Raw genomic sequence first — 23958 nt, forward strand, 5'->3', positions numbered from 1 at the left:
GGGTCAGCCCTCCTGGGTCGTGGTCTCGGCGGCGGGAGCCTCAGCGGCAGCCGGCGCCTCAGTCTTCGCCGCGCGGTCAGCGCGGTTCGGGCGGTCACCACGGGAGCCACGCGACGGACGGTCGCCGCGGCCACCGCGACGGTCGTTGCCACCGCGACCCGGGACGCCCGCACGGGCGGCCTGGGCGGCCTGACGCTCGGCACGCGAGCCGGAGACCTCGCCCTTGTAGATCCAGACCTTCACGCCGATGCGGCCGAAGGTCGTGCGGGCCTCGTAGAAGCCGTAGTCGATGTCGGCACGCAGCGTGTGCAGCGGGACGCGGCCCTCGCGGTAGAACTCCGTACGCGACATCTCGGCGCCGTTGAGACGACCCGAGCACTGGATCCGGATGCCCTTGGCACCGGAGCGCATGGTGGTCTGCATGGCCTTGCGCATCGCGCGACGGAACTGCACGCGACCGCTGAGCTGCTCGGCGACACCCTGGGCGACCAGCTGAGCGTCGACCTCGGGGTTCTTGACCTCGAGGATGTTCAGCTGAACCTGCTTGCCGGTGAGCTTCTCCAGCTCGGTGCGGAGGCGGTCGGCCTCGGCGCCGCGGCGACCGATGACGATGCCGGGACGCGCGGTGTGGATGTCCACACGGACGCGGTCACGGGTGCGCTCGATCTCGACCTTGGCGATGCCGGCCCGCTCCATGCCCTTGCTGAGCAGCTTGCGGATCTTGACGTCCTCGCCGACGTACTCCTTGTACTGCTTGTCGGCGTACCAACGCGACTTGTGGTCGGTCGAGATGCCCAGGCGGAAGCCGTTCGGGTTGATCTTCTGACCCATTACTTCTTACCGCCCTTCTCGACGACGTCGGCCGGCTGCACGACCAGGGTGATGTGCGAGGTCCGCTTGTTGATGCGGGTCGCACGACCCTGGGCGCGGGGGCGCCAGCGCTTCATGGTCGGACCTTCGTCGACCATGGCGACCGAGACGACGAGGTCGTCACGGTCCAGACCCTCGGTCGACACCGCGTTGGCGATGGCGCTCTCGAGAACCTTGTAAACAGTCTCGGAGGCTGCCTGCGGCGCGAACTGCAGCAGGGCCAGAGCCTCGTCGACGGGCAGGCCGCGGACCAGGTCGACGACGCGGCGTGCCTTCAGCGGGGTGATCCGCACGAAGCGGGCACTCGCGAAGGCACCCGGCTGGTCGCCGAGCAGGGAGTCGCGGCGGGCGCTGATGCGCTGCCGTTCGGTGGTGGTCATCGACGGCGTCCCTTCCGGTCGTCCTTGATGTGACCCTTGAACGTGCGGGTCGGGGCGAACTCGCCCAGCTTGTGGCCGACCATCGAGTCGGACACGAAGACCGGGACGTGCTTGCGACCGTCGTGCACCGCGATGGTGTGACCGATCATCTCGGGCACGATCATCGAGCGGCGCGACCAGGTCTTGATCACGTTGTGGGTGCCCTTCTCGTTCTCGGCGTCCACCTTCTTCTGAAGGTGGTCGTCGATGAAGGGGCCCTTCTTCAGGCTGCGAGGCATTGCTTACTTCCTACCCTTCCCGCTCTTACGGCGGCGGATGATCTGCGAGTCAGAGGCCTTGCGCTTACGCGTACGGCCCTCGGGCTTACCCCAGGGGCTGACCGGGTGACGGCCACCAGAGGTCTTACCCTCACCACCACCGTGCGGGTGGTCGACCGGGTTCATGACGACACCGCGGACGGTCGGGCGAACGCCCTTCCACCGCATGCGGCCGGCCTTACCCCAGTTGATGTTGGACTGCTCGGCGTTGCCGACCTGGCCGATGGTGGCGCGGCAGCGCACATCGACGAAGCGCATCTCACCCGAAGGCATGCGGAGCGTGGCCTTGGAGCCCTCACGAGCGACCAGCTGGGCGCTCATGCCGGCGGAGCGGGCGATCTTCGCGCCGCCACCCGGACGCAGCTCAACGTTGTGGATGGTGGTACCAACCGGGATGTTGCGCAGCGGGAGGTTGTTGCCGGGCTTGATGTCGGCGGTCGGGCCGGACTCGACAACGGTGCCCTGGGAGACGCCGACGGGCGCGAGGATGTAGCGCTTCTCGCCGTCGAAGTAGTGCAGCAGGGCGATACGGGCGGTGCGGTTGGGGTCGTACTCGATGTGAGCGACCTTGGCCGGCACGCCGTCCTTGTCGTAGCGACGGAAGTCGATGATCCGGTACGCACGCTTGTGACCGCCACCGATGTGGCGGGTCGTGATGCGACCCTGGTTGTTGCGGCCACCCTTCTTGGGAAGGGGCTTGGTCAGCGACTTCTCCGGCGTGGTCCGAGTGATCTCGGCGAAGTCGGCCACGGACGAGCCACGACGGCCCGGGGTGGTCGGCTTGTACTTACGAATAGCCATGTTCAGTCAGTCCTTCTCACGCGCCGAAGATGTCGATGCGGTCGCCCTCAGCCAGGGAGACGATCGCGCGCTTGGTGTCGGGGCGCTTGCCCAGGCCGTAGCGAGTACGACGGGCCTTGCCCTTGCGGTTGATCGTGTTGACCGAGGTCACCTTGACGTCGAACACCTTCTCGACCGCGATCTTGATCTCGGTCTTGTTCGCGTCGGGGCGAACGATGAAGGTGTACTTGTTCTGGTCGAGGAGGCCGTAGCTCTTCTCGGAGACCACCGGCGCGATCAGGATGTCGCGGGGGTCGTAGTGCAGCGTGCTCACTTGTCAGCCTCCTCAGCCTTCTTCTTGCCGGCCTCGACGAAGCCTGCGGCGATGGCGTCCTCGGCGGACTTGAAGTAGAACTCCGCCTTGGTGGACTCGTACCAACGGCCGCCCGGGGCGTGGAACTTCTTGTCCTTGCCCTTGACGTTGCCCTTGATGTCGAAGCCCTCGGGAGCCGAGCCGTCCTCGAGCGGCGCGACAGCGCCCTCGGGGAGGTCGATCTCCTTGGCGGGCTCGACGGCAGCCTCCTTGGTCGCGTCCTTCTCGACCTCACCGATGGTGACGGTCTCCTTGGCGGCGACGACCGGCTTGCCCGAGATGAAGACCTCGTAGGCCGGCTTGGAGAAGACAACGTCGTCGGAGACGAGGACGTCGTAGGTGTTGAGCTGGTCGGCCCAGAGCAGGTGCACCTCGGGGGCGTTACGCAGGCTCAGCGCGGCGACGGACTCGGAGCGGTCCAGGACGACGAGGTAACGCTTGACGTCCGAGATCGCCTTGAGGGCGGTCAGCGCGGTCTTGGTCGAGGGCGCCTCGAGGGTGAACTCGGCCACGTGGATCTGGCCGGCACGAGCCCGGTCGGAGAGGGCACCGCGGAGGGCGGCAGCCTTCATCTTCTTGGGGGTGCGCTGGCTGTAGTCACGCGGCTGCGGGCCGTGGACGGTGCCACCACCGGCGAACTGCGGCGCGCGGGTCGAACCCTGACGGGCGCGACCGGTGCCCTTCTGCTTGTAGGGCTTGCGGCCACCGCCGCGGACCTCGCCGCGGGTCTTGGTGGCGTGCGTGCCCTGGCGCGCAGCGGCCTGCTGCGCGACGACGACCTGGTGGATCAGCGGGATGTTGACCTCAACATCGAAGATCTCAGCCGGGAAGTCGACCTTGACAGTCTTGATAGCCATGATCAGGCCTCCAGCTTCTTAGCAGCCGAGCGGAGGACCACGAGGCCACCCTTGGGGCCAGGAATGGCGCCCTTGACCAGGATGAGGCCCTTCTCGGTGTCGACGGCGTGCACGGTCAGGTTCTGGGTGGTGACGGTGTCAGTACCCATGTGGCCGGCCATGCGGACGCCCTTGAACACGCGACCCGGGGTGGCGCAAGCGCCGATCGATCCCGGCTTGCGGTGGTTGCGGTGAGCACCGTGGGAGGCACCGACACCGGAGAAGCCGTGACGCTTCATGGTGCCCGCGAAACCCTTACCCTTCGAGGTGCCCGTCACGTCGATCTCCTCGCCGATGGCGAAGGTGTCGACGGGGAGCTCCTGGCCGGCGGAGTACGACGCGGCGTCAGCGGTGCGGATCTCGGCCAGGTGGCGGCGCGGCGTGGTGCCGGCCTTCTCGAACTGGCCGGCGCCCGGCTTGTTCACCTTGCGGCCGTCGATCTCGCCGTAGCCGATCTGCACGGCGTTGTAGCCGTCGGCCTCGGGGGTGCGGACCTGGGTCACGACGTTGGTGTTCGCCGCGATCACGGTCACGGGGACGACGACGTTGTTCTCGTCCCACAGCTGGGTCATGCCGAGCTTGGTGCCCAGGAGACCCTTCACGTTGCGTTCGATCGTCATGTCGTCAACCTCAGAGCTTGATCTCGATGTCGACACCAGCAGGCAGGTCGAGCCGCATGAGGGAGTCAACAGTCTTCGGGGTCGGGTCGATGATGTCGATGAGGCGCTTGTGAGTGCGCATCTCGAAGTGCTCGCGCGAGTCCTTGTACTTGTGGGGCGAGCGGATGACGCAGTACACGTTCTTCTCGGTCGGCAGCGGCACCGGGCCGGCGACCTTGGCACCCGTACGGGTGACCGTGTCCACGATCTTTCGCGCCGAGGTGTCGATCACCTCGTGGTCATAGGCCTTGAGCCTGATGCGGATCTTCTGTCCCGCCATCTGTCTCTCTCGTCCTTCTTGGTCAGCGTGCCGCGTGCTACAGGCTTCCTCCGGCTGAGTCGGCCCGGTTGCTCACCTCTGGCTCCGACCCCCGCGGTCGGGCGTGTCGCTTATTTTTTACAAGCGAACGCCGACTTCTCGACGGGACTTTCACCATCAGCTTCACTGGAACCACGCCTTCGGGATGGGCACACGACGACCACAGACCACATCCGGACAGGCTGATCAGCCTGCTCAGGTGACGCGATTCAGTAGTCAAGGTGTGCACACCCCAGCGAAGATTCACTGGAGCAACCAGAGAATCTTGTCACGCGTACGCAGGTGGCTCCAAATCAACGATGTCGTCTGGGTGGCTCTGAGAGGATGCCCCCAACCGAGCGAGTTCGCCGGCCGTCGCGACGAGGAGCATCAGCATGTCAGGAGTGTGGCCACCCCCGCCGGGTGAGCAACCTCATCAGGGCGCGGCGAACCCGTGGGCCCCGCCCCCGCCGGGTCAGCCGGCGCAGCCGGTGCAGCCGACGCAGGCCCAGCCGGTGCCACCCGCATGGACCCAGCCGCTGCCGCCGGCCCACAAGCCGGGAGCGATCCCGCTGCGCCCGCTGGGCCTCGGCGACATGCTCGACGGCGCCTTCCGGCTCGTACGTTTCAACCCCGGCGCCACCGTCGGCGCCTCGGTTCTCGTGGCGGCTGTCGCGATGGCCATCCCGCTGGGGGTCACCGCGGCGATGACCTTCACCGGCGACAGCCTGGAGGGGTTCGGGGTCGGCCTCGAGGACCCCGACTACCAGCCCGGCAGCTCCGAGGTCATCGGCATGCTCGTGGCCTTCGGCTCCCTCTTCCTCGGCACGGTCCTGCAGGCGATCGGCGGGATCCTGGTGGCCGGGATGATCTCCCACGTCGCCCATGCGGCCGCGATCGGCCGCAAGCTGACCCTGGCGCAGGCGTGGGCGGCCACCCACGGCAACCGCTGGCGGCTGATCGGGCTGGCCCTGCTGAGCGGGGTGACCTTCACACTGGTCCTGGCGGTCGCGGTGACGCCCGTCGTGGTGCTCGCGATCGTCGTCGACAGCCCCGTCCCGGCGATCCTGGTCGGTCTGCTGATGTTCCTGCTGCTGATCGTGGCCACGATCTTCCTGACGGTACGGCTCTACCTGCTCGCGGTGCCGGCACTGATGCTGGAGCACGCCGGCGTCTTCGGCGCCATCGGGCGGGCCTGGCAGCTGTCGGCGAGACAGTTCTGGCGGCTCTTCGGGATCTGGCTGCTGGCCGCCATCATCGCCGGCTTCGCCTCCCAGATCGTCGCCTTCCCGATCAGCATGCTCGCCAGCGTCGTCGGCATCGTGCAGCCCGACCTCTACTTCCTCGCGACCATCGCCGGCAGCGCCGTCTCGACCGTGGTCTCCGCTGCGATCGTGACCCCGTTCAGCGGCGCGGTGACCAACCTGCAGTATCTCGACCAGCGCATCCGCAAGGAGTCCTACGAGGTCGACCTCATGGAGCAGGCCGGGCTGCTGAGCAGATGATCCTCCTCCAACAGACTCCTCCTCTGACCCCGACGTCCGAGGAGGGTCACTCCTGGCTCCGGCGCGAGCTGGCCGGGCCGGAGTACCACGACCTCGACCTCATCGAGCGGATCCTGCGCTGGATCGAGCGCACCCTGTCCGACGGCCTGCCGTCGGTCGGTGAGGTGCCCTGGGCGCAGACCGTCGCCGCGATGGTCGTCTTCGCTGCGCTCCTGGTCGGGCTCGGCCTGCTGGTCTCCCGTGCCCGGCGCAGCCCCCGGGTCGCCCGCGACCGCAACGGCGACGTCCTCACCGACGCGTCGCTCTCGGCGGCTGCGCTCCGGGCGCGGGCCGAGGCTGCGTACGCGTCGGAGGACCATGGTGCCGCAGTGATCGACGGGTTCCGAGCGCTGGCCAGGCGACAGGTCGAGCGCGGCCGGCTCGCCGAGGACCCGGGGCTCACCGCCGCCGAGGTCGCCGCGAGCCTGGAGCGGGAGATGCCGCTCGAAGGCCGGGCCGGGCGCGCCGCGGAGCTCTTCAACGAGGTGCTCTACGGCCATCACCCCGCCACCCGTGAGCAGGCCGAGGGCGTGCTCGCGCTCGAGCAGGAGCTGGCGGTGGCGCGATGAGTACGCAGGCGCCGGCCCCGGCGGACCGGACTGCCGAAGAGCCGGGCTGGTTCCGCCGACGCAGACCGATCCTGATCGTCGCGCTGGCCTTCGTGATCGCGGTCGTGCTGGCGTACGTCGCGACGCCGAAGGGCGGGGAGTCCTTTGCCGCCTACGACCCCGAGAGTCCCGATCCCGACGGCACCCGGGCGCTGGTCCAGGTGCTCGAAGACCACGGGGTCGAGGTGGAGATCGTCCGCTCGTCGAAGCGGCTGGAGAGCACCGAGATCGGGCGGGACACAACCGTCTTCGTGACCGGCACCGACGCGCTCGGTGAGGACACCGCCTCCGGGCTGCGCGAGCGCACCGACGACGCCGGCGACCTGATCCTGGCCGAGCCCGCTCCCTACGTCTCGGCGATGCTCGGCATCCCCTACGCGGTCGCCCAGACGTCCGAGGCGGTCGAGGCGGGCTGCGACGACCCGCGCTGGGAAGGGCTCAGCATCCAGGCCGATGCGGTCTCGGCGTACGACGCCGGCTCCTGCTTCCCGCACGAGGGCGGCGCGGTCCTCGCGCCCGCCGAGGGCCTCACCGTCTGGGGCGCGCCGCAGGTGCTGACCAACGACCAGATCCTGCGGGCGGACAACGCCGCGGTGGCGCTGCGGCTGCTGGGCGAGAACGACCACCTGGTCTGGTACGTCCCCTCACTCGAGGACCTCGCACCCGACGAGGCCCACTCCCCCAGCTCGTTGTTGCCGCGCTGGATCAAGCCGGCGCTGTGGCTCCTGCTGCTCACGGTCGTCGCCTTCGCCATCGCCCGCGGGCGGCGGCTGGGTCCGCTGGCGGTCGAGCCGCTGCCGGTCCATGTCCGCGCCGGGGAGACGACGCGCAGCCTGGGCCGGCTCTACCGACGATCCGGCGACCGCACGCACGCCGCGACGATGCTGCGGCAGGCCGCCGGCACCCGCCTCGCCCGGCGGCTGCGGCTGGGGCGCGAGGCCACCCCGGAAGCCGTCGTACGCGCCGTCGTGCAGCACACCGGACGCGCCGATCTCGAGGTCTCCGCGCTGCTCACCGACGCCCCGATCGAGAACGACCAAGACCTGATCACGCTGGCCAACGCGCTGGCGGCCCTTGAGGAAGAGGTACGACACCCATGACCCAATCCGAGACCATCCCCTCCGTGTCGCCCGACGGCGCACGCGAGCGGCTCACCGCGGTCCGGGCCGAGGTCGCCAAGGCGGTCGTCGGACAGGACGCCGCGGTCTCCGGGCTGCTGGTCGCGCTGGTGTGCGGCGGCCACGTGCTCATGGAGGGCGTGCCCGGCACCGCCAAGACCCTGCTCGTACGGTCGCTGTCGGCCGCCTTGTCGGTCGAGACCCGCCGGGTGCAGTTCACCCCCGACCTGATGCCCGGCGACATCACTGGGTCGATGGTGGTCGAGTCGTCCCACGGCGAGCTCACCTTCCGGGAGGGGCCGGTCTTCACCAACCTGCTCCTCGCCGACGAGATCAACCGCACCCCGCCGAAGACACAGTCGGCGCTGCTCGAGGCGATGGAGGAGGGCCAGGTCTCGGTCGACGGGGTCACCCGCGCGCTGCCACGCCCGTTCCTGGTGGCCGCGACCCAGAACCCGATCGAGTACGAGGGCGTCTACCCGCTCCCCGAGGCCCAGCTGGACCGGTTCCTGCTGAAGGTCGTCCTGCCGGTGCCCTCGCGCTCCGACGAGGTGCAGATCCTCGACCGGCACGCCTCCGGCTTCGACCCGCGCGACGTCGCCGGCGCCGGGGTCACCGCGGTCGCCTCGGGCGCCGACATCGAGGCCGCGCGCCGGCACGTCGGCTCCGTCCAGGTGTCTCCCGAGGTCACCGGCTACATCGTCGACATCGCCCGGGCGACCCGCGAGTCCCCCTCGCTCTCGGCCGGGGTCTCCCCGCGTGGCGCCACCGCGCTGCTCCGCTCCGCCCGCGCCTGGGCCTGGCTCGCCGGCCGCGACTTCGTCACCCCCGACGACGTGAAGTCCCTCGCCCACGCCACCCTCGCCCACCGCCTGGCCCTGCGCCCCGAGGCCGAGCTCGAGGGTGTCCAGGTCTCCCAGGTCCTCTCCTCCGCCATCGGCGCCGTCCCCGTCCCCCGATGACCACCCCCACCCGAGGCGTCGGCTCTGCAGGCCGAGGCGTCAGCGATCACCTCGGTGCGAGGTCCTGCTGATGGCGATCACCTGGCGCGTCCCGCTGCTCATGCTGGCCGGCATCATCCCGGTCGTCCTTCGTCCCGCCGGAAGCACGGCGGCGGTGTGGATCCTGCTCGTGGTTGCGCTGGCGCTCCTCGACGTGCTCCTGGCGCCCAAGCCGGCCACGCTGGAGATCAGCAGGGTCCCGCTGGGCGGGATCAGGCTGGGCGAGTCGACTACCTCCGACCTGATGCTCCACTCCCCCACCCGTTTCCGGGCGCTGGTGCGTGATGCCTGGCAGCCCACCGCCGGCGCCACCGACAACCGGCACCGGATCCGGCTCGGTCGCGGGGACAGCACCAGGCTGCGTACGCCGCTTCGGCCGCGCCGCCGCGGCGATCTGCGGGCGCTCGGGGTGACCGTGCGAGCCTATGGCCCCCTCGGCCTCGGCGCCCGGCAGCGCACGATCCCGGTGGCGGGCTCGGTGCGGGTGCTGCCCGCCTTCGAGTCACGCAAGCACCTGCCTTCGCGGCTCCAGCGGCTGCGTGAGCTCGACGGCCGGGCCGCGGTCCGGGTGCGCGGTCAGGGGACGGAGTTCGACTCGCTGCGGGAGTACGTCCGCGGCGACGACGTACGTTCCATCGACTGGCGCACCACCGCCCGCTCCCGCACCGTCGTGGTCCGCACCTGGCAGCCGGAACGGGACCGCCGCGTCGTGCTGGTGCTGGACACCTCCCGCACCTCGGCCGGCCGGATCGAGGGAGCCGGCGGCGGAGTGCCGCGGCTCGACTCCGCGATGGATGCCGGGCTCCTGCTGGCCGCCATCGCCTCCCGGGCCGGCGACCGGATCGACTTCATCGCCGGCGACCTGCGCGTACGCTCCCGCGTCCGGCTCGCCGGCCAGCGCGACGTCACCCAGCGGCTGCAGGAGGCGATGGCCGACCTCGAGCCGGTCATCGCCGAGGCCGACTGGTCCCACCTCGCCGGCGCGGTCGCGGGCCTCGGTCGCCACCGAGCGCTCGTCGTGCTGCTGACGCCGCTCGACCCGCACGCGATCGAGGAGTCGCTCCTCCCCGTCCTCCCGGTCCTGACCCAGCACCACCGCGTCGTCATCGCCTCGGTCCGCGACCCCGAGCTCGAGGCCACCGCCGCCTCACGCGACACCCTCGAGGACGTCTACGCCGCGGCCGCCGCCGAGCAGACCCTCCGCCGCCGCGACCACACCGCCGCCATGCTCCGCACCCTCGGCGTCGACATCGTCGACGCCGACGCCGAGTCCCTCCCGCCCGCTCTCGCCGACCACTACCTGCAGCTCAAGGCCACCGGTCAGCTCTGATCAGTCGAGCAGGCGAAGGTCGAACCGCTCAGCGACCAGGGCCTGAAGATCCGAGCCGGGCACGAGGTAGACGACCACGCTGAGGCATTCATCGGCGACAGACACGAGGTATCCACCTTTGTGCCAGAACTCGGCGGAGTAAGCGTACGGCGCGACCTGTACGAAGCTCTCCCAGAGGCGGTCGTCGACCGAGTCCACAAGACCCGTCAGCGCGTAGACGTCCGACTCGACCTTCGTCCCCTTGACCGATCGCAGAATCGCTCGCGCATCGATGACCGCAGGTGGCGCCTCAACGAAGGCAGGCAGGTCGGTCTGAAACTCAGATCCGTAGGGGCGAAGCAGTTGCAGCAGCGCCCGAACCTGGTCACGCTGCTCGTCCTCGGTCGCACCTGGCGGGTACTCGACCGCGTACGCCTTGGGTCTGTCGGCTCTCGATCTACGCCACAGCGCCAATGGGTCACTCCTGTCGAAGCTCTTCGGACCATTCGGTGAAGAACGCCACCAGGTCGGGCACGGAATCATCGTCGAGCGGGAACTGTCGCGCGTTGATCTGGCTCACCATGCGCGCCATCTGGCCGAACACACCGCGGTCGAACCCTAGGTCCCGTTCGGCCGCCAGCTCAAGCAGTTTCGGTTTCCCGAACCGTCGCGCGAGGTTGAACACGTCGACGAAGTCCCGCGGCGCTGCCCGTCCGAAAAGAGCCAAGGTCTTGCGGCCAGCATTCTCCTCCAAGCTGATCGTCGGCCCCAGGAACGTGACTGTCGGCGGCAGCAGGAGGCTCGCGTCGATGCCGAGGTCGACCTCCATCTTGGCGTCGGCTCCGATGACCGAGAGGCGAACGAATTCATCGTTCTCCCAGATGATGATCGTCTCCCAGTCGCTTTCTCTACACCGTGCGACGAAAGCGGCCTTTGCTGACGGGACGCTTCCCGCTCCGCGAGCGGCGAAGAAATCGAGGTCGTCGGTCACCCGTTCCACCGCGCCCAGCGCAATGAGCGCAGCGCCACCCGCTAGTAGGAAGCCTTCGGACTCAGGGAGATCGAAGAACGCTCGAGCAACTTCCTCCTGGAAAGGTGTGATGAAGCCCTTCTTGCTCATCACTAGGCAGCTTCCCGGAAGTCAGCTACTGCGCTCTGCCACGCCTGACGGATCTCCGGCGGGACGAACATGTCGTCCCACATGTCGACGAGCTGGCCGCCATCGACATACTCGACGAGGACCGTCGGGGTCGCCTCGAGCATCAGCGTGCGGTACGCGAGTGCGCGGTCGTTCCAGTCGGCCAGGTCGAACGTGCCGCCACCACCCGACCAGTGGACGCTGTGCGGCAGGGTCACCGTCGCCGTGGCACGCTCGGGTTCGAGGCGCCACAACCGGTTCGGCACGACCAGCGGCCGGCCGATCCGACTCATCACGGTCCTGAAGGACACCAACCCGCTCGGCGTACGCACCATCTCGATGGGGTCGGGCTCGTCGGAGACCTCGAGCCCGACTGCCCGCATGACGTCGGCAACCTTGCGGAGCTCGGCTCGCCCGTGCCCGGCCTCGAGGTCGATGACGAAGCGGCGGCCGACACCGGCGAGCTCCGCAAGCTCGGCCTGTGTCAGACCGAGCGTCTTGCGCACGCTGCGCACCAGCTCGCCGATCTCGCCCGGGGACATGGTTGCCATGCCCCCAGCGTACGCCGAAATGTTCCCGACTGGGAACATTCAGGACTGGGTGGCGACGCGGTCCTCGAGCAGGCGGTCGTCGATGTCTCCGGTCTCACCGTGGGAGGCGGCGGCGCGGCCGACGATGAAGACGTACGCGAAGAAGGCGAGCTCGGCGAGGACGCCGATGCCGACGCGGGCCCAGGTGGGGAGGGGCGAGGGGGTGACGAAGGCTTCGATGATGCCGGAGATGAGGAGCACGACGATGAGGCCGAGGGCGATGCCGGCGGCGGTGCGGCCCTCGCGGGCCATCGACTGCCCGCGGGTCAGCGAGCCGGGGTCGATCCAGGACCAGAAGATCCTCAGGCCCACGGCTCCCGCGACGAAGACGGCGGTCAGCTCGAGCAGCCCGTGGGGAAGGATCAGCCCCCAGAAGAGGCCGCCGCGGTCGTGGCGGTGCATCAGTGTGCCCAGGATCGCCAGGTTGGAGATGTTGCCGAACATCGAGTAGATCACCGGAAGGCCGAGCACACCCAGGGCGATGCAGATGAACGAGACCCAGACGTTGTTGACCCAGACCTGGGTGGCGAAGCTGGAGGCCGCGTGCTCGCTGTAGTAGCCCTCGATGTCGTGCTCGACCAGCTGCCTGACCTGCTCAGGGCCGAGCAGCGACTGCTCGACCTCCGGGTGGCGCAGCAGCCACCAGATCATCACCGCGGTGACCACCACGTTGGCCGCCATCATCCCCAGCCACCACCAGCGCAGCCGGTAGAGAGCCGCCGGGAACCGATGCGTGAAGAACCGCAGGAAGCCGGTCCAGGTGCTCGTCCGGGTGCCGGTGGTGCGGTTGCGGGCCGCGGCCAGCAGCACCGAGAGGTGCTGGACGACCGTGGGGTCGGGGGCGTTGCTGCGTACGACCGAGAGCTGGGTGCTCACCCGCTGATAGAGCTCGACCAGCTCGTCGGCCTGGGCACCGCTGAGCCGGCGCTCGGCCAGCAGCTGCTCGAGCCTGGTCCGGTCGGCGGCGGTAGCGGCCAGATACGCATCGAGATCCACGCCCGCAGCGTACGCTGACCGCCATGACCTCCGCGCCGCAATCGCCCGAGCGACGCCCCCAGCAACAGCCTCCGCCGGAGCGCGCGCTGCTGACCGAGGACGACCTGGTCACCGGAGACGCGGTCGCCCTCGATCTTCCGGCCGCCGGGCTGGCGATGCGGCTGCTGTCGGGCCTCATCGACATGATCGTGGTGACGGCGCTGCTGATCGTGACGCTGTTCGTCTTCATGACCGCCGCACCCGCGACCGATGAGGCCCTGGCCTGGGCCGCCTACATCGCGGCCACCGCCTCGGTCCTGCTGGTCTTCCCCACCGCCATCGAGACGCTCACCCGCGGCCGATCGCTCGGCAAGCTCGCGCTCGGTCTGCGTACCGTGCGCGACGACGGCGGGGCGATCAGCTTCCATCATGCGTTCGTGCGCGCCCTGATCGGTGTCGTCGAGATCTACGCCACCAGCGGCACCGTCGCGTTCCTCACCGCGATGATCCATCCGCGCGGCAAGCGGCTGGGCGACATCGCGGCCGGGACGTACGTCATCCGCGTGCGGGTGCCGCTGCGTCCCCCGGCGCCGATCCGGATGCCTCCCGAGCTCGCCGTCTGGGCCTCCCGCGCGGACGTCGCCACGATCCCTGTCGGCCTGTCGCTGGCGGTGCGGCGTTTCCTGTCGGGCGAGGTCGGCACCTACACCGACCCGGTCCGCCGCCACGCTCTCGCCGAGCGCCTGGCGACCCACGTACAGAAGTACGTCGCGCCCGGCCCGCCTCCGGGCACCCCGCCCGAGGCCTACCTGGCCGCGGTGCTAGCGACCCGGAGGGATCGTGATGCAGCGAGACTGACTCGCGACGAGGAGCTCCGGGCGCGGCTGACGGCTCGCAGCTAGCGCCCCGTCGGGGTAGTCCGGTAGCGAACTGCCCATTACTCGCGGGTATATGGACAGTTCGCTCCCGGACTACCCCTTCAACCCGACCGACCGCAGCTCCAACGCAGCGAGCTTCCCCACCACCTCGGCATCACCGTCGCGCCAGGCCTGCGCGGGGTTGTCGCTGATCTTGGCCAGTTTGTGCAGCGGCTGGGTGGAGATCGCTCGCAATGCCAGCAGGTCGGTGCCGCTGCCGGCCTGCAGGAACCGCTGGGTCGAGGTCGCGTTGCGGATGAAGCGCCACCGCAGAGGCACGTAGACCATCAGCCACATCAGCACCGGGACGACCACGACCCCGACGGCCAGCCAGATCGCGATGGTGGAGACGGCCTCGACCTGGGCCTCCCCCGCCGCGCGGAGCTGGTCGGCAGCCTTCGAGGCGCCCTCGAACGGAGCCGCGATGCCGTCCTTGACCAGCGGCAGGTCATCGACCTTCCCGGCCGCCTCGAGCAGCTTGGCCGAGAGCGAGGTGCCAGCGTCGTCCATCTTCTCGCCGGGGACGGCGAGCGCCGAGACCATCTCGTGGACGAACCTGCCGACGAGGACCCATCCGAGGACCCACGCCACCGTCAGCAGGTCGGCGAGCAGCTGGGCGGCGAGACGCGGGGGCCTGTCGGCGTACAACTTCATGCCGCTGATCTTGGCGGTTCCCCGGCTACAGATCAGTCACGACACGGGTAGTTCGGGTCAACGTCGGTAGAGCAGGTCGGTGATGACCCGGTCCTTGGCCAGCCCCTTGCGCTCGAACTTGGTCACCGGGCGCTCGTCCCAACGCTCGACGACGCCACCGCTCAGCAGCGGCTCGGCGTCGAGGACCTCGACCATCTGCTCGGCGTACTCGACCCAGTCGGTCGCCAACCGCCAGATCCCGCCGGGCGCGAGCCGCTCCGCGACCATCCGCGCGTTGGCGGGTGTCACCAGGCGTCGCTTGTGGTGGCGGGTCTTGTGCCACGGGTCGGGGAAGAACGTCCAGACCTCGCTGACCGACCCCGGCTCGACAAGGTTCTCGAGGGTCCAGAGCGCATCGACGCTGCTGAAGCGCACGTTCGTCGCGCCTGCGGCGCCCACCCGGCCGAGGCTCTCGGCCACCCCGGGGCGCCAGACCTCCAGGGCGAGGATGTTGGCCTCGGGGCGGTTGGCAGCCAGCACCGCGGTCGCCTCGCCTACGCCGCCACCGATGTCGACGATCAGGGGTGCCTGGCGACCGAACCAGGTCTCCAGGGAGAACCCTGGCTCGTCGACGGCCTCGTCGGGGATCACCCACTCCTCGGCGTACGCGTCCCAGGCTTTTTGCTGCTTGGCGTCCAGGCGGCTGCCGCGGCGGGTGTAGGTGAGGACCTCGCGTACGGTGCGGCCGTCGTCTAGCAGCTTCTGGTGGGGTCTTGGGGTGCGGACTGGGTGGTTTGGCTCTGTCATTTCTTCTTGCCTTGGTCTCGTGGCGCGCCGACGCGGCGCAATCCGGTCCTCGCTTCGCTCCGGTCCGTTTGCGCCGAGTCAGCGCTTGCTCGAGCGTATGACCAAAGCGAAAGGCCCCCTTCGCCTAGCGGCTCCGGGGACCTTCCACTTTGGATCAGACGATCGCCGAGACGATCACTTGATGATCTTCGTAACCCGACCCGCGCCGACGGTGCGACCGCCCTCACGGATAGCGAACTTCAGACCCTCGTCCATCGCGATGGGCTGGATGAGCTCGACCGACATCTCGGTGTTGTCACCCGGCATGACCATCTCGGTGCCCTCGGGGAGGGTCACAACGCCGGTCACGTCCGTGGTCCGGAAGTAGAACTGCGGACGGTAGTTGTTGAAGAACGGGGTGTGACGGCCACCCTCCTCCTTCGAGAGGATGTAGACAGAGCCCTCGAAGTTGGTGTGCGGGGTCGTGGTGCCCGGCTTGATGACAACCATGCCGCGCTCGACGTCCTCGCGCTTGGTGCCACGGAGCAGCAGACCGACGTTCTCACCGGCCTGGCCCTCGTCGAGCAGCTTGCGGAACATCTCGACGCCGGTGACGGTCGACTTCTGCGAGGTCTCGCGGATGCCGACGATCTCGACCTCCTCACCGACCTTGACGATGCCGCGCTCGATACGACCGGTGATGACGGTGCCACGACCGGTGATCGTGAAGACGTCCTCGACGGGCATCAGGAACGGCTTGTCGGTCTCGCGAGCCGGGGTCGGGATGTAGTCGTCGACGGCCTGCATGAGCTCGGCGACCGAGTCCATCCACTTCTGCTCGCCCTGCAGGGCGGGGTAAGCGGCAACGCGCACGACCGGGAGGTCGTCACCCGGGAACTCGTACTCGCTGAGGAGCTCGCGCACCTCCATCTCGACGAGCTCGATGAGCTCCTCGTCGTCGACCATGTCGCACTTGTTGAGCGCGACGACGATCGACGGCACGCCGACCTGGCGGGCCAGGAGCACGTGCTCCTTGGTCTGCGGCATCGGGCCGTCGGTGGCGGCGACCACGAGGATCGCGCCGTCCATCTGCGCGGCACCGGTGATCATGTTCTTGATGTAGTCCGCGTGACCCGGGCAGTCGACGTGAGCGTAGTGACGCGACTCGGTCTGGTACTCGATGTGCGCGATCGAGATCGTGATCCCGCGCTGGCGCTCCTCGGGGGCCTTGTCGATGTCCTCGAACGCGAACTCCGGGTTCAGGTCCGGGTACTTCGCGTGCAGCACCTTCGAGATCGCCGCGGTAAGGGTCGTCTTACCGTGGTCGATGTGACCGATGGTGCCGATGTTGACGTGCGGCTTGTTCCGCTCGAACTTCGCCTTAGCCACTGTGGGCTCCTCCTGGTGTGATTTTCTTACTGACTCGTACTGAGTGGTGTTGCTGCCGAAGTCCCTGGACGGGTGACCCGAAGGTCACTCGCCACGGGCCTTCTTGATGATCTCGTCGGCGACGTTCGTGGGAACCTCGGCGTACGAGTCGAACTCCATCGAGTACGACGCCTGACCGCTGGTCTTGGACCGGAGGTCACCGACGTACCCGAACATCTCGGACAGCGGGACGAGAGCCTGGACGACCATGTCGCCGTGACGCTCCTCCTGCGAAGACACCTGGCCGCGACGGGAGTTGATGTCACCGATAACGGTGCCGAGGAACGACTCGGGGGTCGTGACCTCGACGGCGAACATCGGCTCCAGCAGGACGGCCTTCGCCATGCGCGCGGCCTCCTTGAAGGCCTGGTTGCCGGCGATCTTGAAGGCGAGCTCGGAGGAGTCGACGTCGTGGTAGGCGCCGTCCTCGAGCGAGACCTTCACATCGACCATGGGGAAGCCGGCGAGAATACCGAACTCCATGGCGTCCTGAGCACCCTGGTCGACCGAGGGGATGTACTCCTTCGGCACGCGACCACCGGTGACGTTGTTGGCGAACTCGTAGCCCGCGCCCTGGCCGGTCTCCTCGTCGATGTTGGGCTCGACGGAGATGACGACCTTCGCGAACTGACCCGAACCACCGGTCTGCTTCTTGTGGGTGTAGCTGTGGTTCTCGACCTTCTTGCGAAGCGTCTCGCGGTAGGCGACCTGCGGCTTGCCGACGGTCGCCTCGACCTTGAACTCGCGCTTCATCCGGTCGACGAAGACCTCGAGGTGGAGCTCGCCCATACCGGCGATGATGGTCTGGCCGGTCTGCTCGTCGGTCTTGACCGTGAAGGTCGGGTCCTCCTCGGTGAGGCGCTGAATCGCCGTGCCGAGCTTCTGCTGGTCACCCTTGGTCTTCGGCTCGATGGCGACCTCGATCACGGGGGCCGGGAAGCTCATCGACTCGAGGACGACCGGCTTGGCCGGGTCGCAGAGGGTGTGACCGGTCTTGGTGTCCTTCAGACCCATCACGGCCACGATCTGGCCGGCACCCACCGAGTTGATCTCCTCACGCTTGTTCGCGTGCATCTGGTAGATCTTGCCGATGCGCTCCTTGCGGCCGTTGATCGGGTTGACCACGGTCGCACCCGCCTCGACCTTGCCGGAGTAGACGCGCAGGTAGAACAGCTTGCCCAGGTGCGGGTCGGAGGCGATCTTGAAGACCAGGCCCGAGAACGGCTCGTCCTCGGAAGGCTTGCGGGTGACCTCGACCTCCTCGTCCTTGACGTCGTGGCCGATGATCGACTCGACATCGAGGGGCGAGGGCAGGTAGTCGATGATCGCGTCGAGCAGGGGCTGGACGCCCTTGTTCTTGAACGCGGTGCCGGTGAGGATCGGGTTGAGCTTGTCGGCGAGGGTCGCGCGACGGATGGCGGCCTTCAGGGTGGGGACGTCGAAGACGTCGCCCTCCTCGAGGTAGACCTCCATGATCTCGTCGTCGGCCTCAGCGAGGGTCTCGACGAGCTTCTCGCGCCACTCGGCGACCTTGTCGGCCATGTCGGCGGGGATCTCCTCGACGACATAGTCCTCGCCCTGGGCGGTCTCGCCGCGCCAGACCTTGGCGTTCATCTCGATCAGGTCGACGACGCCGATGAAGTCGGACTCGGCACCGATCGGCAGCTGCAGCACCAGCGGGGTGGCGTGCAGCTTGTCGACGATCGAGTCGACGACCATGTAGAAGTCGGCACCCGTGCGGTCGAGCTTGTTGACGAAGCACATCCGCGGGACGGCGTACTTGTTCGCCTGACGCCACACGGTCTGCGACTGCGGCTCGACACCGGCGACACCGTCGAAGACGGCGACAGCACCGTCCAGGACGCGCAGCGAGCGCTCCACCTCGACGGTGAAGTCGACGTGCCCGGGGGTGTCGATGATGTTGATCTGGTGGTCCTTCCACCAGCAGGTCGTCGCGGCGGACGTGATCGTGATGCCGCGCTCCTGCTCCTGCTCCATCCAGTCCATCGTGGCTGCGCCCTCGTGGACCTCACCGATCTTGTACGAGATACCGGTGTAGAACAGGATGCGCTCGGTGGTGGTGGTCTTACCGGCATCGATGTGCGCCATGATGCCGATGTTGCGGACCACATTGAGGTCCGTGGTGATGTCGACGGCCACTGTCTTCAGCGTTCCTTAAAGAGATTGTCTTCGGTCTGGATGGGCGGGGTGCCCACGGTGTGTTGCAGGCACCCCGCCGTACGTCACCAGCGGTAGTGCGCGAAGGCCTTGTTGGACTCGGCCATCTTGTGGGTGTCCTCGCGCTTCTTCACAGCGGCGCCGAGGCCGTTGCTCGCGTCGAGGATCTCGTTCATCAGGCGCTCGGCCATCGTCTTCTCACGACGGTCCTGGGCGTAACCGACGAGCCAGCGCAGCGCGAGCGTGGTGCCACGCGTGCCCTTGACCTCGATCGGGACCTGGTAGGTCGCGCCACCGACGCGGCGGGACTTGACCTCGATGGCCGGCTTCACGTTGTCCATCGCACGCTTGAGCGTGACCACGGGGTCGGTGCCGGTCTTCTCGCGGCAACCCTCGAGAGCGGTGTAGACGATGCGCTGCGCAACCTGCTTCTTGCCGTCCTGCAGGACCTTGCTCACCAGCTGGGTGACCAGCTGGGAACCGTAGACGGGGTCGACGACGAGCGGACGCTTGGGAGCGGGACCCTTACGAGGCATCTCACTTCTCCTTCTTCGCGCCGTAGCGCGAGCGGGCCTGCTTGCGGTTCTTGACACCCTGGGTGTCGAGCGTGCCGCGAATGATCTTGTAACGAACGCCGGGGAGGTCCTTCACACGACCGCCGCGGACGAGCACGATGGAGTGCTCCTGAAGGTTGTGACCCACACCCGGGATGTAAGCGGTGACCTCGACGCCGGAGGAGAGGCGCACACGGGCGACCTTCCGGAGGGCGGAGTTCGGCTTCTTCGGGGTGGTGGTGTAGACGCGCGTGCAGACGCCACGGCGCTGCGGCGATCCCTTGAGGGCAGGCGTCTTCGACTTCGTCGCCTTGTCCTCGCGGCCCTTGCGGACCAGCTGGTTGATGGTGGGCACCTCGGTGGTTCCCCTTCTTTTCTGCTCTCACTACACGGCGCTCTGCCGCGAAGGATCCAATGTTGTGCGTCCAGGTGGTGCGATACCAACTGGTCCCGCCTCGCCCCCGAGGTCGGGCGTGTCGCCCTTACCTCAACGCACACGTTCGCGGATCTTTCGAACCGAATCCCCGTACTGAGGGCGCCGAACCCGGTTCCGAGACCCATTTCTCGAACTTGTTCCGGGCACGCGCGACGGCCTGGTTGTCCCAGACACGCTTCAGAGGCTACCCGGCGGCTTGAGAGGGGGTCAAAACGGCCCGGATACCACCTCTGAGTGCGGCGAGGAGCAGCACCCCCGCAAGCGTACCCACCAACACCAGGGCGCCACTGGCGTACAGCGTCGCGCGGGCGCCGAAGTGCTCGCCGAGGAAGCCGATGAGCGGGGCGCCCAGCGGGGTGCCGCCCATCAGGACGGTCATGTAGATCGCCATCACGCGGCCGCGGAACTCCGGGGCCGCCTCGGTCTGCATCGTGGCGTTACAGGCGTTGAGGGTCGTGATCGTGAAGAAGCCGAGCACCGGGGAGATCAGGGCGAAGAGGGCGTACGTCGGCATCATCCCGGACACGATGACGGTGAGGCCGAACCCGGTCGCCGCGAGCACGATCAGCTTGAGCGGGATCCGGGTGCGGCGGGCGCCGAGCAGTGCGCCGGAGAGCGAGCCGATCGCCAGGACGGTGCCGAGCAGGCCGTACTCGCTGGCGCCCTTGCCGAACTCCTCGGTCGCCATCAGCGCCGAGGTGATCGGGAAGTTCGCCCCGAAGGTGCCGACGAAGAAGATGATGACCAGGACCATCAGCATCTTGGGCTGCGTACGGATGTAGGCGAGGCCCTCACGCAGCATCCCGCTGCGCCGCGCCACCGGGTCGGGAGAGTGCAGCTCGGCGGTGTTCATCCGCTGCAGCTGGCCGATCACGGCGAGGTAGGAGACCGCGTTGACGAGGATCACCCAGCCGGTCGCCTCGGGGCCGCTGCCCAGCCAGCCGATGAGGAGCCCGGCCAGCGCCGGCCCGATCAGCCGGGCGAGGTTGAACGAGGCCGAGTTGAGACCGACGGCGTTGGTGAGGTCGTCGGGGTGGACCATCTCCGAGACGAACGACTGCCGACCGGGGCCGTCGAAGGCGGCACCGGTGCCGAAGAGGAACGCGATCACGTAGACCATCCACACCTCGGCGTGGCCGCTCACCGCCAGCACACCGAGCAGCAGCGACATCAGGGCCATCCAGCCCTGGGCCGCCTGCAGCAGACGCCGCTTCGGGAAGCGGTCGGCGATGACCCCGGCGTAGGGGCTGAGCAGGAGGATGGGCAGGAACTGCAGTCCGGTGGTGATACCGAGTGCCGCTCCCCCGCCGCCCAGGCTCAGGACCAACCAGTCCTGGGCGATGCGTTGCATCCAGGTGCCGACGTTGGAGACGACACTGCCGGCTAGGTAGAGGCGGTAGTTGTGGCTGCGCAGGGAACGGAACGTGGGACTCAACTGGTGGCTATTCTCTCCATGATCGAAGCGGCTGTGCGGAGGGCGGCGAGCTCCTCGGCATCGAGGTCGACGAGCTGCTGGGCGAGCCAGGCGTCCCGGCTGAGCCGGTCCTTGCGTACGGTCCGGCGGCCCTTGTCGGTGATCGAGACCAGCACCTGACGGCGGTCGGTCTCACCCTGGCGGCGGACGACGTAGCCGCCCTCCTCGAGGAAGTTGACCATCCTGGTCATGCTCGGCGGCTGGACGCGCTCGCGCCCGGCGAGGGCGCCGAGGGTCATCTCGTCGCATGCGTACAACGCCCCGAGCACCGCCATCGACCCCAGCGAGAGGTCGTTGTCGGGGTGGCGCTCGTTGGCCAGGCGGCGGCGCATCCGCATGACGGAGGTGCGCAGCACCGAGGCGACCTCGGGGATGTCGGAGGCCGCGTCACGGGCGGAGGCGGGCTGTGCGGTAGGCATGTCGGTAAGCATAACTGCTTACCGGCGCTAACTATTCCCGGAAGCGACGGCGCCCTGTCGAGGGCGCCGTCACAGGGTCAGGACATGGCAGCGAGCATGAGGATGTCGTCCCGGCTGTAGGTGCGGCCGGGGTGAGCCTCGGCGAGGTGCTGCTGCACCTGCTCGACCAGCTCGTCGTCGGTCTCCGTGCGGAAGTTGGTGCCGCACGGGCAGCGGAGCGAAGCCATCAGGGACCTCCAAGTCGTCAGCGTTCCTCCCCCACCCTACCGGCTGGCCCTGACCCCTAGGATGAGGTCCCATGAGCGACCAGTACCGCGACGACGACTATTCCGGCACCTACCCGGAGCAGCAGTACGACGCGTACGAGGGCGACTACTACCCCGAGGACGGCGGCTACGCCCAGGACTACGGCTACGACGAGCCGGCGGCCGAGGAGCCGGCCCAGACCGTGCCGGAGCCGAAGATCGAGCTCGTCGACCAGGACGGCATCCGCGCCTTCGAGCTCGCCACCCTCGGCTGGCTGGTCGGGTTTGTGGCTCTGCTCCCGTTCTGGGGCCTGCTCAACGACCGTGGCTGGACCTGGTGGATCTGGACCTGCCTGGCCGCCTTCGGGATCGGCGCGATCGGGATCGAGCTGACCCGGCGCCGCAAGGCCCGCCGGCTGCGCGCCGAGGGCCTCGCCTGACGGCTAGAACGGCTCGGCGTCGTCGCTGATCGTGTCGAAGACCGGGTCCGGCAGCGGCTGCGGCTCGTGCTTCTTCGCCAGCCGCACCTCCGAGTGCGCACCGCACCCGTGGTTGAGGCTGACGACCTTGCCGTCGTCGTTGGCGTCACCGTTGGCGCAGACACCGAAGCTCGAGGCCAGGTGGCCGGTCAGCCGGACGAGGAAGCCACAGCTGTGGCACTGGTCGGGGGCGGCCTGGGCGAGCGGCGCGTCGGGACCGCCGTCACCGGCGTACCACCGCTCGGCGGCGGCGTCGAAGCCGGAGGTGGACAGGGTCCGGACGCGGCCGAGGCCGAGGTCCTTGGCGACCTCACGCACCTGGGCCTTCTCGTCGGCGTCGAGCGGGTCGTCGCCGAAGGCGTACGTCGGGACCAGCCGTGCGTCATCGTCCTCGACCGGAAGCAGATCACCGGGCGAGAGGTCGCCCGGCTTGATCCGTTCGCGGTAGGGCACCCAGGCGGGCGCGACGATCGCGGCGTCGCCGGGAACGAGGACGACCTCGTTGACGGTCACCGGCGCATCGACGCCGAATCCCGGACCGTCGAGCGAGGGCACGGTGACGAGCGTGACCGACCAGTGCCACCCGACGTAACCCTTGCGGGCGCAGGCGAACAGGTGGGTCACGACGCCCGGGCCAGCACCCTTCTCGACCACATGGCCGAGATGTTCTCCGACGTCACCGGCTGGCACGTCGGACAGGAGCGCGGCGCGGGCCTCGTCGACGGCAGCGACGGCCGTCGCATCGGCGTACGGGGTCGTGATCACGGACCACATCTTCACCCACAGGCGCCTCAGGTGCCACTTCGGGGTCACCTTGCGCCACCACAACCTGAACTTCCGCACAACGCGTGATCCTCCCAGACGTACGCCGCTACTGCACAGTCACGGCACCCTTTGAGATCCCGTCGAACGCCGACACCCGCCGAAGCATGGCTGCGGCGGGTGTCGGTGACGCTTGTGGCTACTGAAGAGCGCGCGTGGAGACCATGGAGAGAACGTACTCGACGAGCGAGATCAGCGTCGCCTTGGTCGACTGACGGTCGCGAGCGTCACAGGTGACGATCGGGATGTCGGGGCGCAGAGCCAGGGCCTCGCGGATCTGCTCCGGCTTGTAGGCCTGGTTGGCGCCGAAGACGTTGTGGGCCACGACGAACGGCACGTTGCGGGACTCGAAGTAGTCGATCGCGCCGAAGGAGTCGGCGAGGCGACGGGTGTCGATGAGCACCACGGCGCCGATGGCGCCCTGGGTCAGGTCGTCCCACATGAACCAGAAACGGTTCTGACCGGGGGTGCCGAACAGGTAGAGGATCAGGTCGGAGTCGAGGGAGACTCGACCGAAGTCCATCGCGACCGTGGTCGTCTTCTTGTTGGGCACGGCGGAGAGGTCGTCGACGCCGGCGGTCGCCTGCGTCATCACGGCCTCGGTCGTCAGGGGGACGATCTCCGAGACGGATCCCACGAAGGTCGTCTTACCAACGCCGAACCCGCCGGCGATGACGATCTTCGCAGACATCGTCGCCTGCTTGGAGTCGGTGGTCACTGCATTACTCCTG

The 23958-nt window shown here is 68.4% G+C and carries 30 protein-coding genes; 7 read left to right on the forward strand and 23 right to left on the reverse strand.

Annotated elements, in window-relative coordinates; all coding sequences use genetic code 11:
- Nucleotides 1–3: 3 nt before the first annotated feature.
- From rpsC to rpsJ, 8 genes are read right to left on the reverse strand one after another with little or no spacing between them, the layout of a single operon-like run.
- Nucleotides 4–831: a 30S ribosomal protein S3 gene (gene rpsC / locus ACZ6WN_RS08215; RefSeq protein WP_045550115.1), complete on the reverse strand. Its 828-nt coding sequence runs from the start codon at nucleotides 829–831 to the stop codon at nucleotides 4–6.
- Nucleotides 831–1250 carry a 50S ribosomal protein L22 gene (rplV, locus tag ACZ6WN_RS08220; protein WP_465863951.1) on the reverse strand — a complete coding sequence of 140 codons (420 nt, stop codon included), beginning with the start codon at nucleotides 1248–1250 and terminating at the stop codon, nucleotides 831–833. Before rplV ends, rpsC begins: the two co-directional genes overlap by 1 nt.
- A complete protein-coding gene (gene rpsS, locus ACZ6WN_RS08225) occupies nucleotides 1247–1528 on the reverse strand; it encodes a 30S ribosomal protein S19 (RefSeq protein WP_008361004.1) in 282 nt (93 codons plus the stop codon). The genes rplV and rpsS overlap by 4 nt, the downstream gene beginning before the upstream one ends.
- Before the next feature lie 3 nt (nucleotides 1529–1531).
- Nucleotides 1532–2368: a 50S ribosomal protein L2 gene (gene rplB / locus ACZ6WN_RS08230; RefSeq protein ID WP_465863953.1), complete on the reverse strand. Its 837-nt coding sequence runs from the start codon at nucleotides 2366–2368 to the stop codon at nucleotides 1532–1534.
- A 16-nt stretch (nucleotides 2369–2384) separates the two neighbouring features.
- Nucleotides 2385–2681, reverse strand: coding sequence for a 50S ribosomal protein L23 (gene rplW, locus ACZ6WN_RS08235; RefSeq protein ID WP_008360999.1), 297 nt, complete (start codon nucleotides 2679–2681; stop codon nucleotides 2385–2387).
- A complete protein-coding gene (gene rplD, locus ACZ6WN_RS08240; RefSeq protein ID WP_465863955.1) occupies nucleotides 2678–3577 on the reverse strand; it encodes a 50S ribosomal protein L4, sunset domain variant in 900 nt (299 codons plus the stop codon). The genes rplW and rplD overlap by 4 nt, the downstream gene beginning before the upstream one ends.
- Nucleotides 3578–3579: 2 nt before the next feature.
- Nucleotides 3580–4236, reverse strand: a complete 657-nt coding sequence (gene rplC / locus ACZ6WN_RS08245; RefSeq protein WP_091052379.1) for a 50S ribosomal protein L3 — start codon at nucleotides 4234–4236, stop codon at nucleotides 3580–3582.
- 10 nt (nucleotides 4237–4246) lie between these two features.
- Nucleotides 4247–4555 (reverse strand): 30S ribosomal protein S10, encoded by a 309-nt coding sequence (gene rpsJ / locus ACZ6WN_RS08250; protein WP_008360994.1) that lies wholly within the window; start codon nucleotides 4553–4555, stop codon nucleotides 4247–4249.
- A gap of 413 nt (nucleotides 4556–4968) precedes the next feature.
- Here rpsJ and ACZ6WN_RS08255 point away from each other — a divergent pair, with 413 nt between their 5' ends.
- The 5 genes from ACZ6WN_RS08255 (at nucleotide 4969) to ACZ6WN_RS08275 (ending at nucleotide 10174) form a co-directional block, all read left to right on the forward strand.
- On the forward strand, nucleotides 4969–6078 hold the full coding sequence (locus ACZ6WN_RS08255; protein WP_465863959.1) for a hypothetical protein: 1110 nt from the start codon (nucleotides 4969–4971) through the stop codon (nucleotides 6076–6078).
- On the forward strand, nucleotides 6075–6686 hold the full coding sequence (locus ACZ6WN_RS08260; RefSeq protein ID WP_465863961.1) for a DUF4129 domain-containing protein: 612 nt from the start codon (nucleotides 6075–6077) through the stop codon (nucleotides 6684–6686). The genes ACZ6WN_RS08255 and ACZ6WN_RS08260 overlap by 4 nt, the downstream gene beginning before the upstream one ends.
- The gene (locus ACZ6WN_RS08265; RefSeq protein ID WP_465863963.1) at nucleotides 6683–7825 is read left to right on the forward strand and encodes a DUF4350 domain-containing protein; all 1143 of its coding nucleotides are present in this window, start codon (nucleotides 6683–6685) and stop codon (nucleotides 7823–7825) included. Before ACZ6WN_RS08260 ends, ACZ6WN_RS08265 begins: the two co-directional genes overlap by 4 nt.
- Entirely contained in the window at nucleotides 7822–8805 is a 984-nt protein-coding gene (locus ACZ6WN_RS08270) for an AAA family ATPase (protein ID WP_465863965.1), read from the forward strand. Before ACZ6WN_RS08265 ends, ACZ6WN_RS08270 begins: the two co-directional genes overlap by 4 nt.
- A gap of 70 nt (nucleotides 8806–8875) precedes the next feature.
- The gene (locus ACZ6WN_RS08275; protein WP_465863967.1) at nucleotides 8876–10174 is read left to right on the forward strand and encodes a DUF58 domain-containing protein; all 1299 of its coding nucleotides are present in this window, start codon (nucleotides 8876–8878) and stop codon (nucleotides 10172–10174) included.
- Here the strand turns inward: ACZ6WN_RS08275 and ACZ6WN_RS08280 are convergent, their stop codons facing one another.
- Genes ACZ6WN_RS08280 through ACZ6WN_RS08295 form a run of 4 tightly spaced genes read right to left on the reverse strand, consistent with a single transcriptional unit; the run spans nucleotide 10175 to nucleotide 12877 of the window.
- Complete coding sequence (locus tag ACZ6WN_RS08280; protein ID WP_465863969.1) at nucleotides 10175–10627, reverse strand: hypothetical protein; 453 nt, start codon at nucleotides 10625–10627, stop codon at nucleotides 10175–10177.
- Nucleotides 10628–10631: 4 nt separating this feature from the next.
- Complete coding sequence (locus tag ACZ6WN_RS08285; RefSeq protein ID WP_465863971.1) at nucleotides 10632–11273, reverse strand: nucleotidyl transferase AbiEii/AbiGii toxin family protein; 642 nt, start codon at nucleotides 11271–11273, stop codon at nucleotides 10632–10634.
- Between the two features lie 2 nt (nucleotides 11274–11275).
- On the reverse strand, nucleotides 11276–11842 hold the full coding sequence (locus ACZ6WN_RS08290) for a helix-turn-helix transcriptional regulator (RefSeq protein ID WP_465863973.1): 567 nt from the start codon (nucleotides 11840–11842) through the stop codon (nucleotides 11276–11278).
- A gap of 39 nt (nucleotides 11843–11881) precedes the next feature.
- Nucleotides 11882–12877: a stage II sporulation protein M gene (locus ACZ6WN_RS08295; protein WP_465863974.1), complete on the reverse strand. Its 996-nt coding sequence runs from the start codon at nucleotides 12875–12877 to the stop codon at nucleotides 11882–11884.
- A gap of 23 nt (nucleotides 12878–12900) precedes the next feature.
- Between ACZ6WN_RS08295 and ACZ6WN_RS08300 the strand changes: the two genes are divergently transcribed.
- Nucleotides 12901–13758, forward strand: a complete 858-nt coding sequence (locus ACZ6WN_RS08300) for an RDD family protein (RefSeq protein ID WP_465863975.1) — start codon at nucleotides 12901–12903, stop codon at nucleotides 13756–13758.
- A 69-nt stretch (nucleotides 13759–13827) separates the two neighbouring features.
- Here the strand turns inward: ACZ6WN_RS08300 and ACZ6WN_RS08305 are convergent, their stop codons facing one another.
- The 9 genes from ACZ6WN_RS08305 to ACZ6WN_RS08345 all read right to left on the reverse strand — a co-directional run bounded on the left by ACZ6WN_RS08305 (nucleotide 13828) and on the right by ACZ6WN_RS08345 (nucleotide 21908).
- Nucleotides 13828–14427 carry a hypothetical protein gene (locus ACZ6WN_RS08305; RefSeq protein WP_465863976.1) on the reverse strand — a complete coding sequence of 200 codons (600 nt, stop codon included), beginning with the start codon at nucleotides 14425–14427 and terminating at the stop codon, nucleotides 13828–13830.
- 57 nt (nucleotides 14428–14484) lie between these two features.
- Nucleotides 14485–15213: a tRNA (guanosine(46)-N7)-methyltransferase TrmB gene (trmB, locus tag ACZ6WN_RS08310; protein WP_465863978.1), complete on the reverse strand. Its 729-nt coding sequence runs from the start codon at nucleotides 15211–15213 to the stop codon at nucleotides 14485–14487.
- A gap of 174 nt (nucleotides 15214–15387) precedes the next feature.
- Nucleotides 15388–16581, reverse strand: coding sequence for an elongation factor Tu (gene tuf, locus ACZ6WN_RS08315; RefSeq protein WP_141806232.1), 1194 nt, complete (start codon nucleotides 16579–16581; stop codon nucleotides 15388–15390).
- Between the two features lie 84 nt (nucleotides 16582–16665).
- Nucleotides 16666–18780 carry an elongation factor G gene (fusA, locus tag ACZ6WN_RS08320; RefSeq protein ID WP_465863981.1) on the reverse strand — a complete coding sequence of 705 codons (2115 nt, stop codon included), beginning with the start codon at nucleotides 18778–18780 and terminating at the stop codon, nucleotides 16666–16668.
- Nucleotides 18781–18863: 83 nt separating this feature from the next.
- Nucleotides 18864–19334, reverse strand: coding sequence for a 30S ribosomal protein S7 (rpsG, locus tag ACZ6WN_RS08325; RefSeq protein ID WP_141806234.1), 471 nt, complete (start codon nucleotides 19332–19334; stop codon nucleotides 18864–18866).
- 1 nt (nucleotide 19335) lies between these two features.
- On the reverse strand, nucleotides 19336–19707 hold the full coding sequence (rpsL, locus tag ACZ6WN_RS08330) for a 30S ribosomal protein S12 (RefSeq protein WP_091052356.1): 372 nt from the start codon (nucleotides 19705–19707) through the stop codon (nucleotides 19336–19338).
- A gap of 265 nt (nucleotides 19708–19972) precedes the next feature.
- Nucleotides 19973–21223 (reverse strand): MFS transporter, encoded by a 1251-nt coding sequence (locus tag ACZ6WN_RS08335; RefSeq protein WP_465863984.1) that lies wholly within the window; start codon nucleotides 21221–21223, stop codon nucleotides 19973–19975.
- Nucleotides 21220–21681, reverse strand: coding sequence for a MarR family winged helix-turn-helix transcriptional regulator (locus ACZ6WN_RS08340; RefSeq protein WP_465863986.1), 462 nt, complete (start codon nucleotides 21679–21681; stop codon nucleotides 21220–21222). The genes ACZ6WN_RS08335 and ACZ6WN_RS08340 overlap by 4 nt, the downstream gene beginning before the upstream one ends.
- A 77-nt stretch (nucleotides 21682–21758) precedes the next feature.
- A complete protein-coding gene (locus tag ACZ6WN_RS08345) occupies nucleotides 21759–21908 on the reverse strand; it encodes a DUF1059 domain-containing protein (RefSeq protein ID WP_357335466.1) in 150 nt (49 codons plus the stop codon).
- A gap of 71 nt (nucleotides 21909–21979) precedes the next feature.
- Here ACZ6WN_RS08345 and ACZ6WN_RS08350 point away from each other — a divergent pair, with 71 nt between their 5' ends.
- Nucleotides 21980–22366, forward strand: coding sequence for a DUF2530 domain-containing protein (locus ACZ6WN_RS08350; protein ID WP_465863988.1), 387 nt, complete (start codon nucleotides 21980–21982; stop codon nucleotides 22364–22366).
- 3 nt (nucleotides 22367–22369) lie between these two features.
- Here ACZ6WN_RS08350 and ACZ6WN_RS08355 read toward each other — a convergent pair whose 3' ends face one another.
- Together ACZ6WN_RS08355 and ACZ6WN_RS08360 are read right to left on the reverse strand one after the other, a co-directional pair.
- The gene (locus ACZ6WN_RS08355; protein WP_465864961.1) at nucleotides 22370–23179 is read right to left on the reverse strand and encodes a DUF3027 domain-containing protein; all 810 of its coding nucleotides are present in this window, start codon (nucleotides 23177–23179) and stop codon (nucleotides 22370–22372) included.
- Nucleotides 23180–23366: 187 nt separating this feature from the next.
- Nucleotides 23367–23945, reverse strand: coding sequence for a GTP-binding protein (locus ACZ6WN_RS08360; protein WP_008360949.1), 579 nt, complete (start codon nucleotides 23943–23945; stop codon nucleotides 23367–23369).
- Between the last annotated feature and the right edge of the window lie 13 nt (nucleotides 23946–23958).

It is taken from the genome of Nocardioides sp. NPDC054178 (assembly GCF_055585005.1).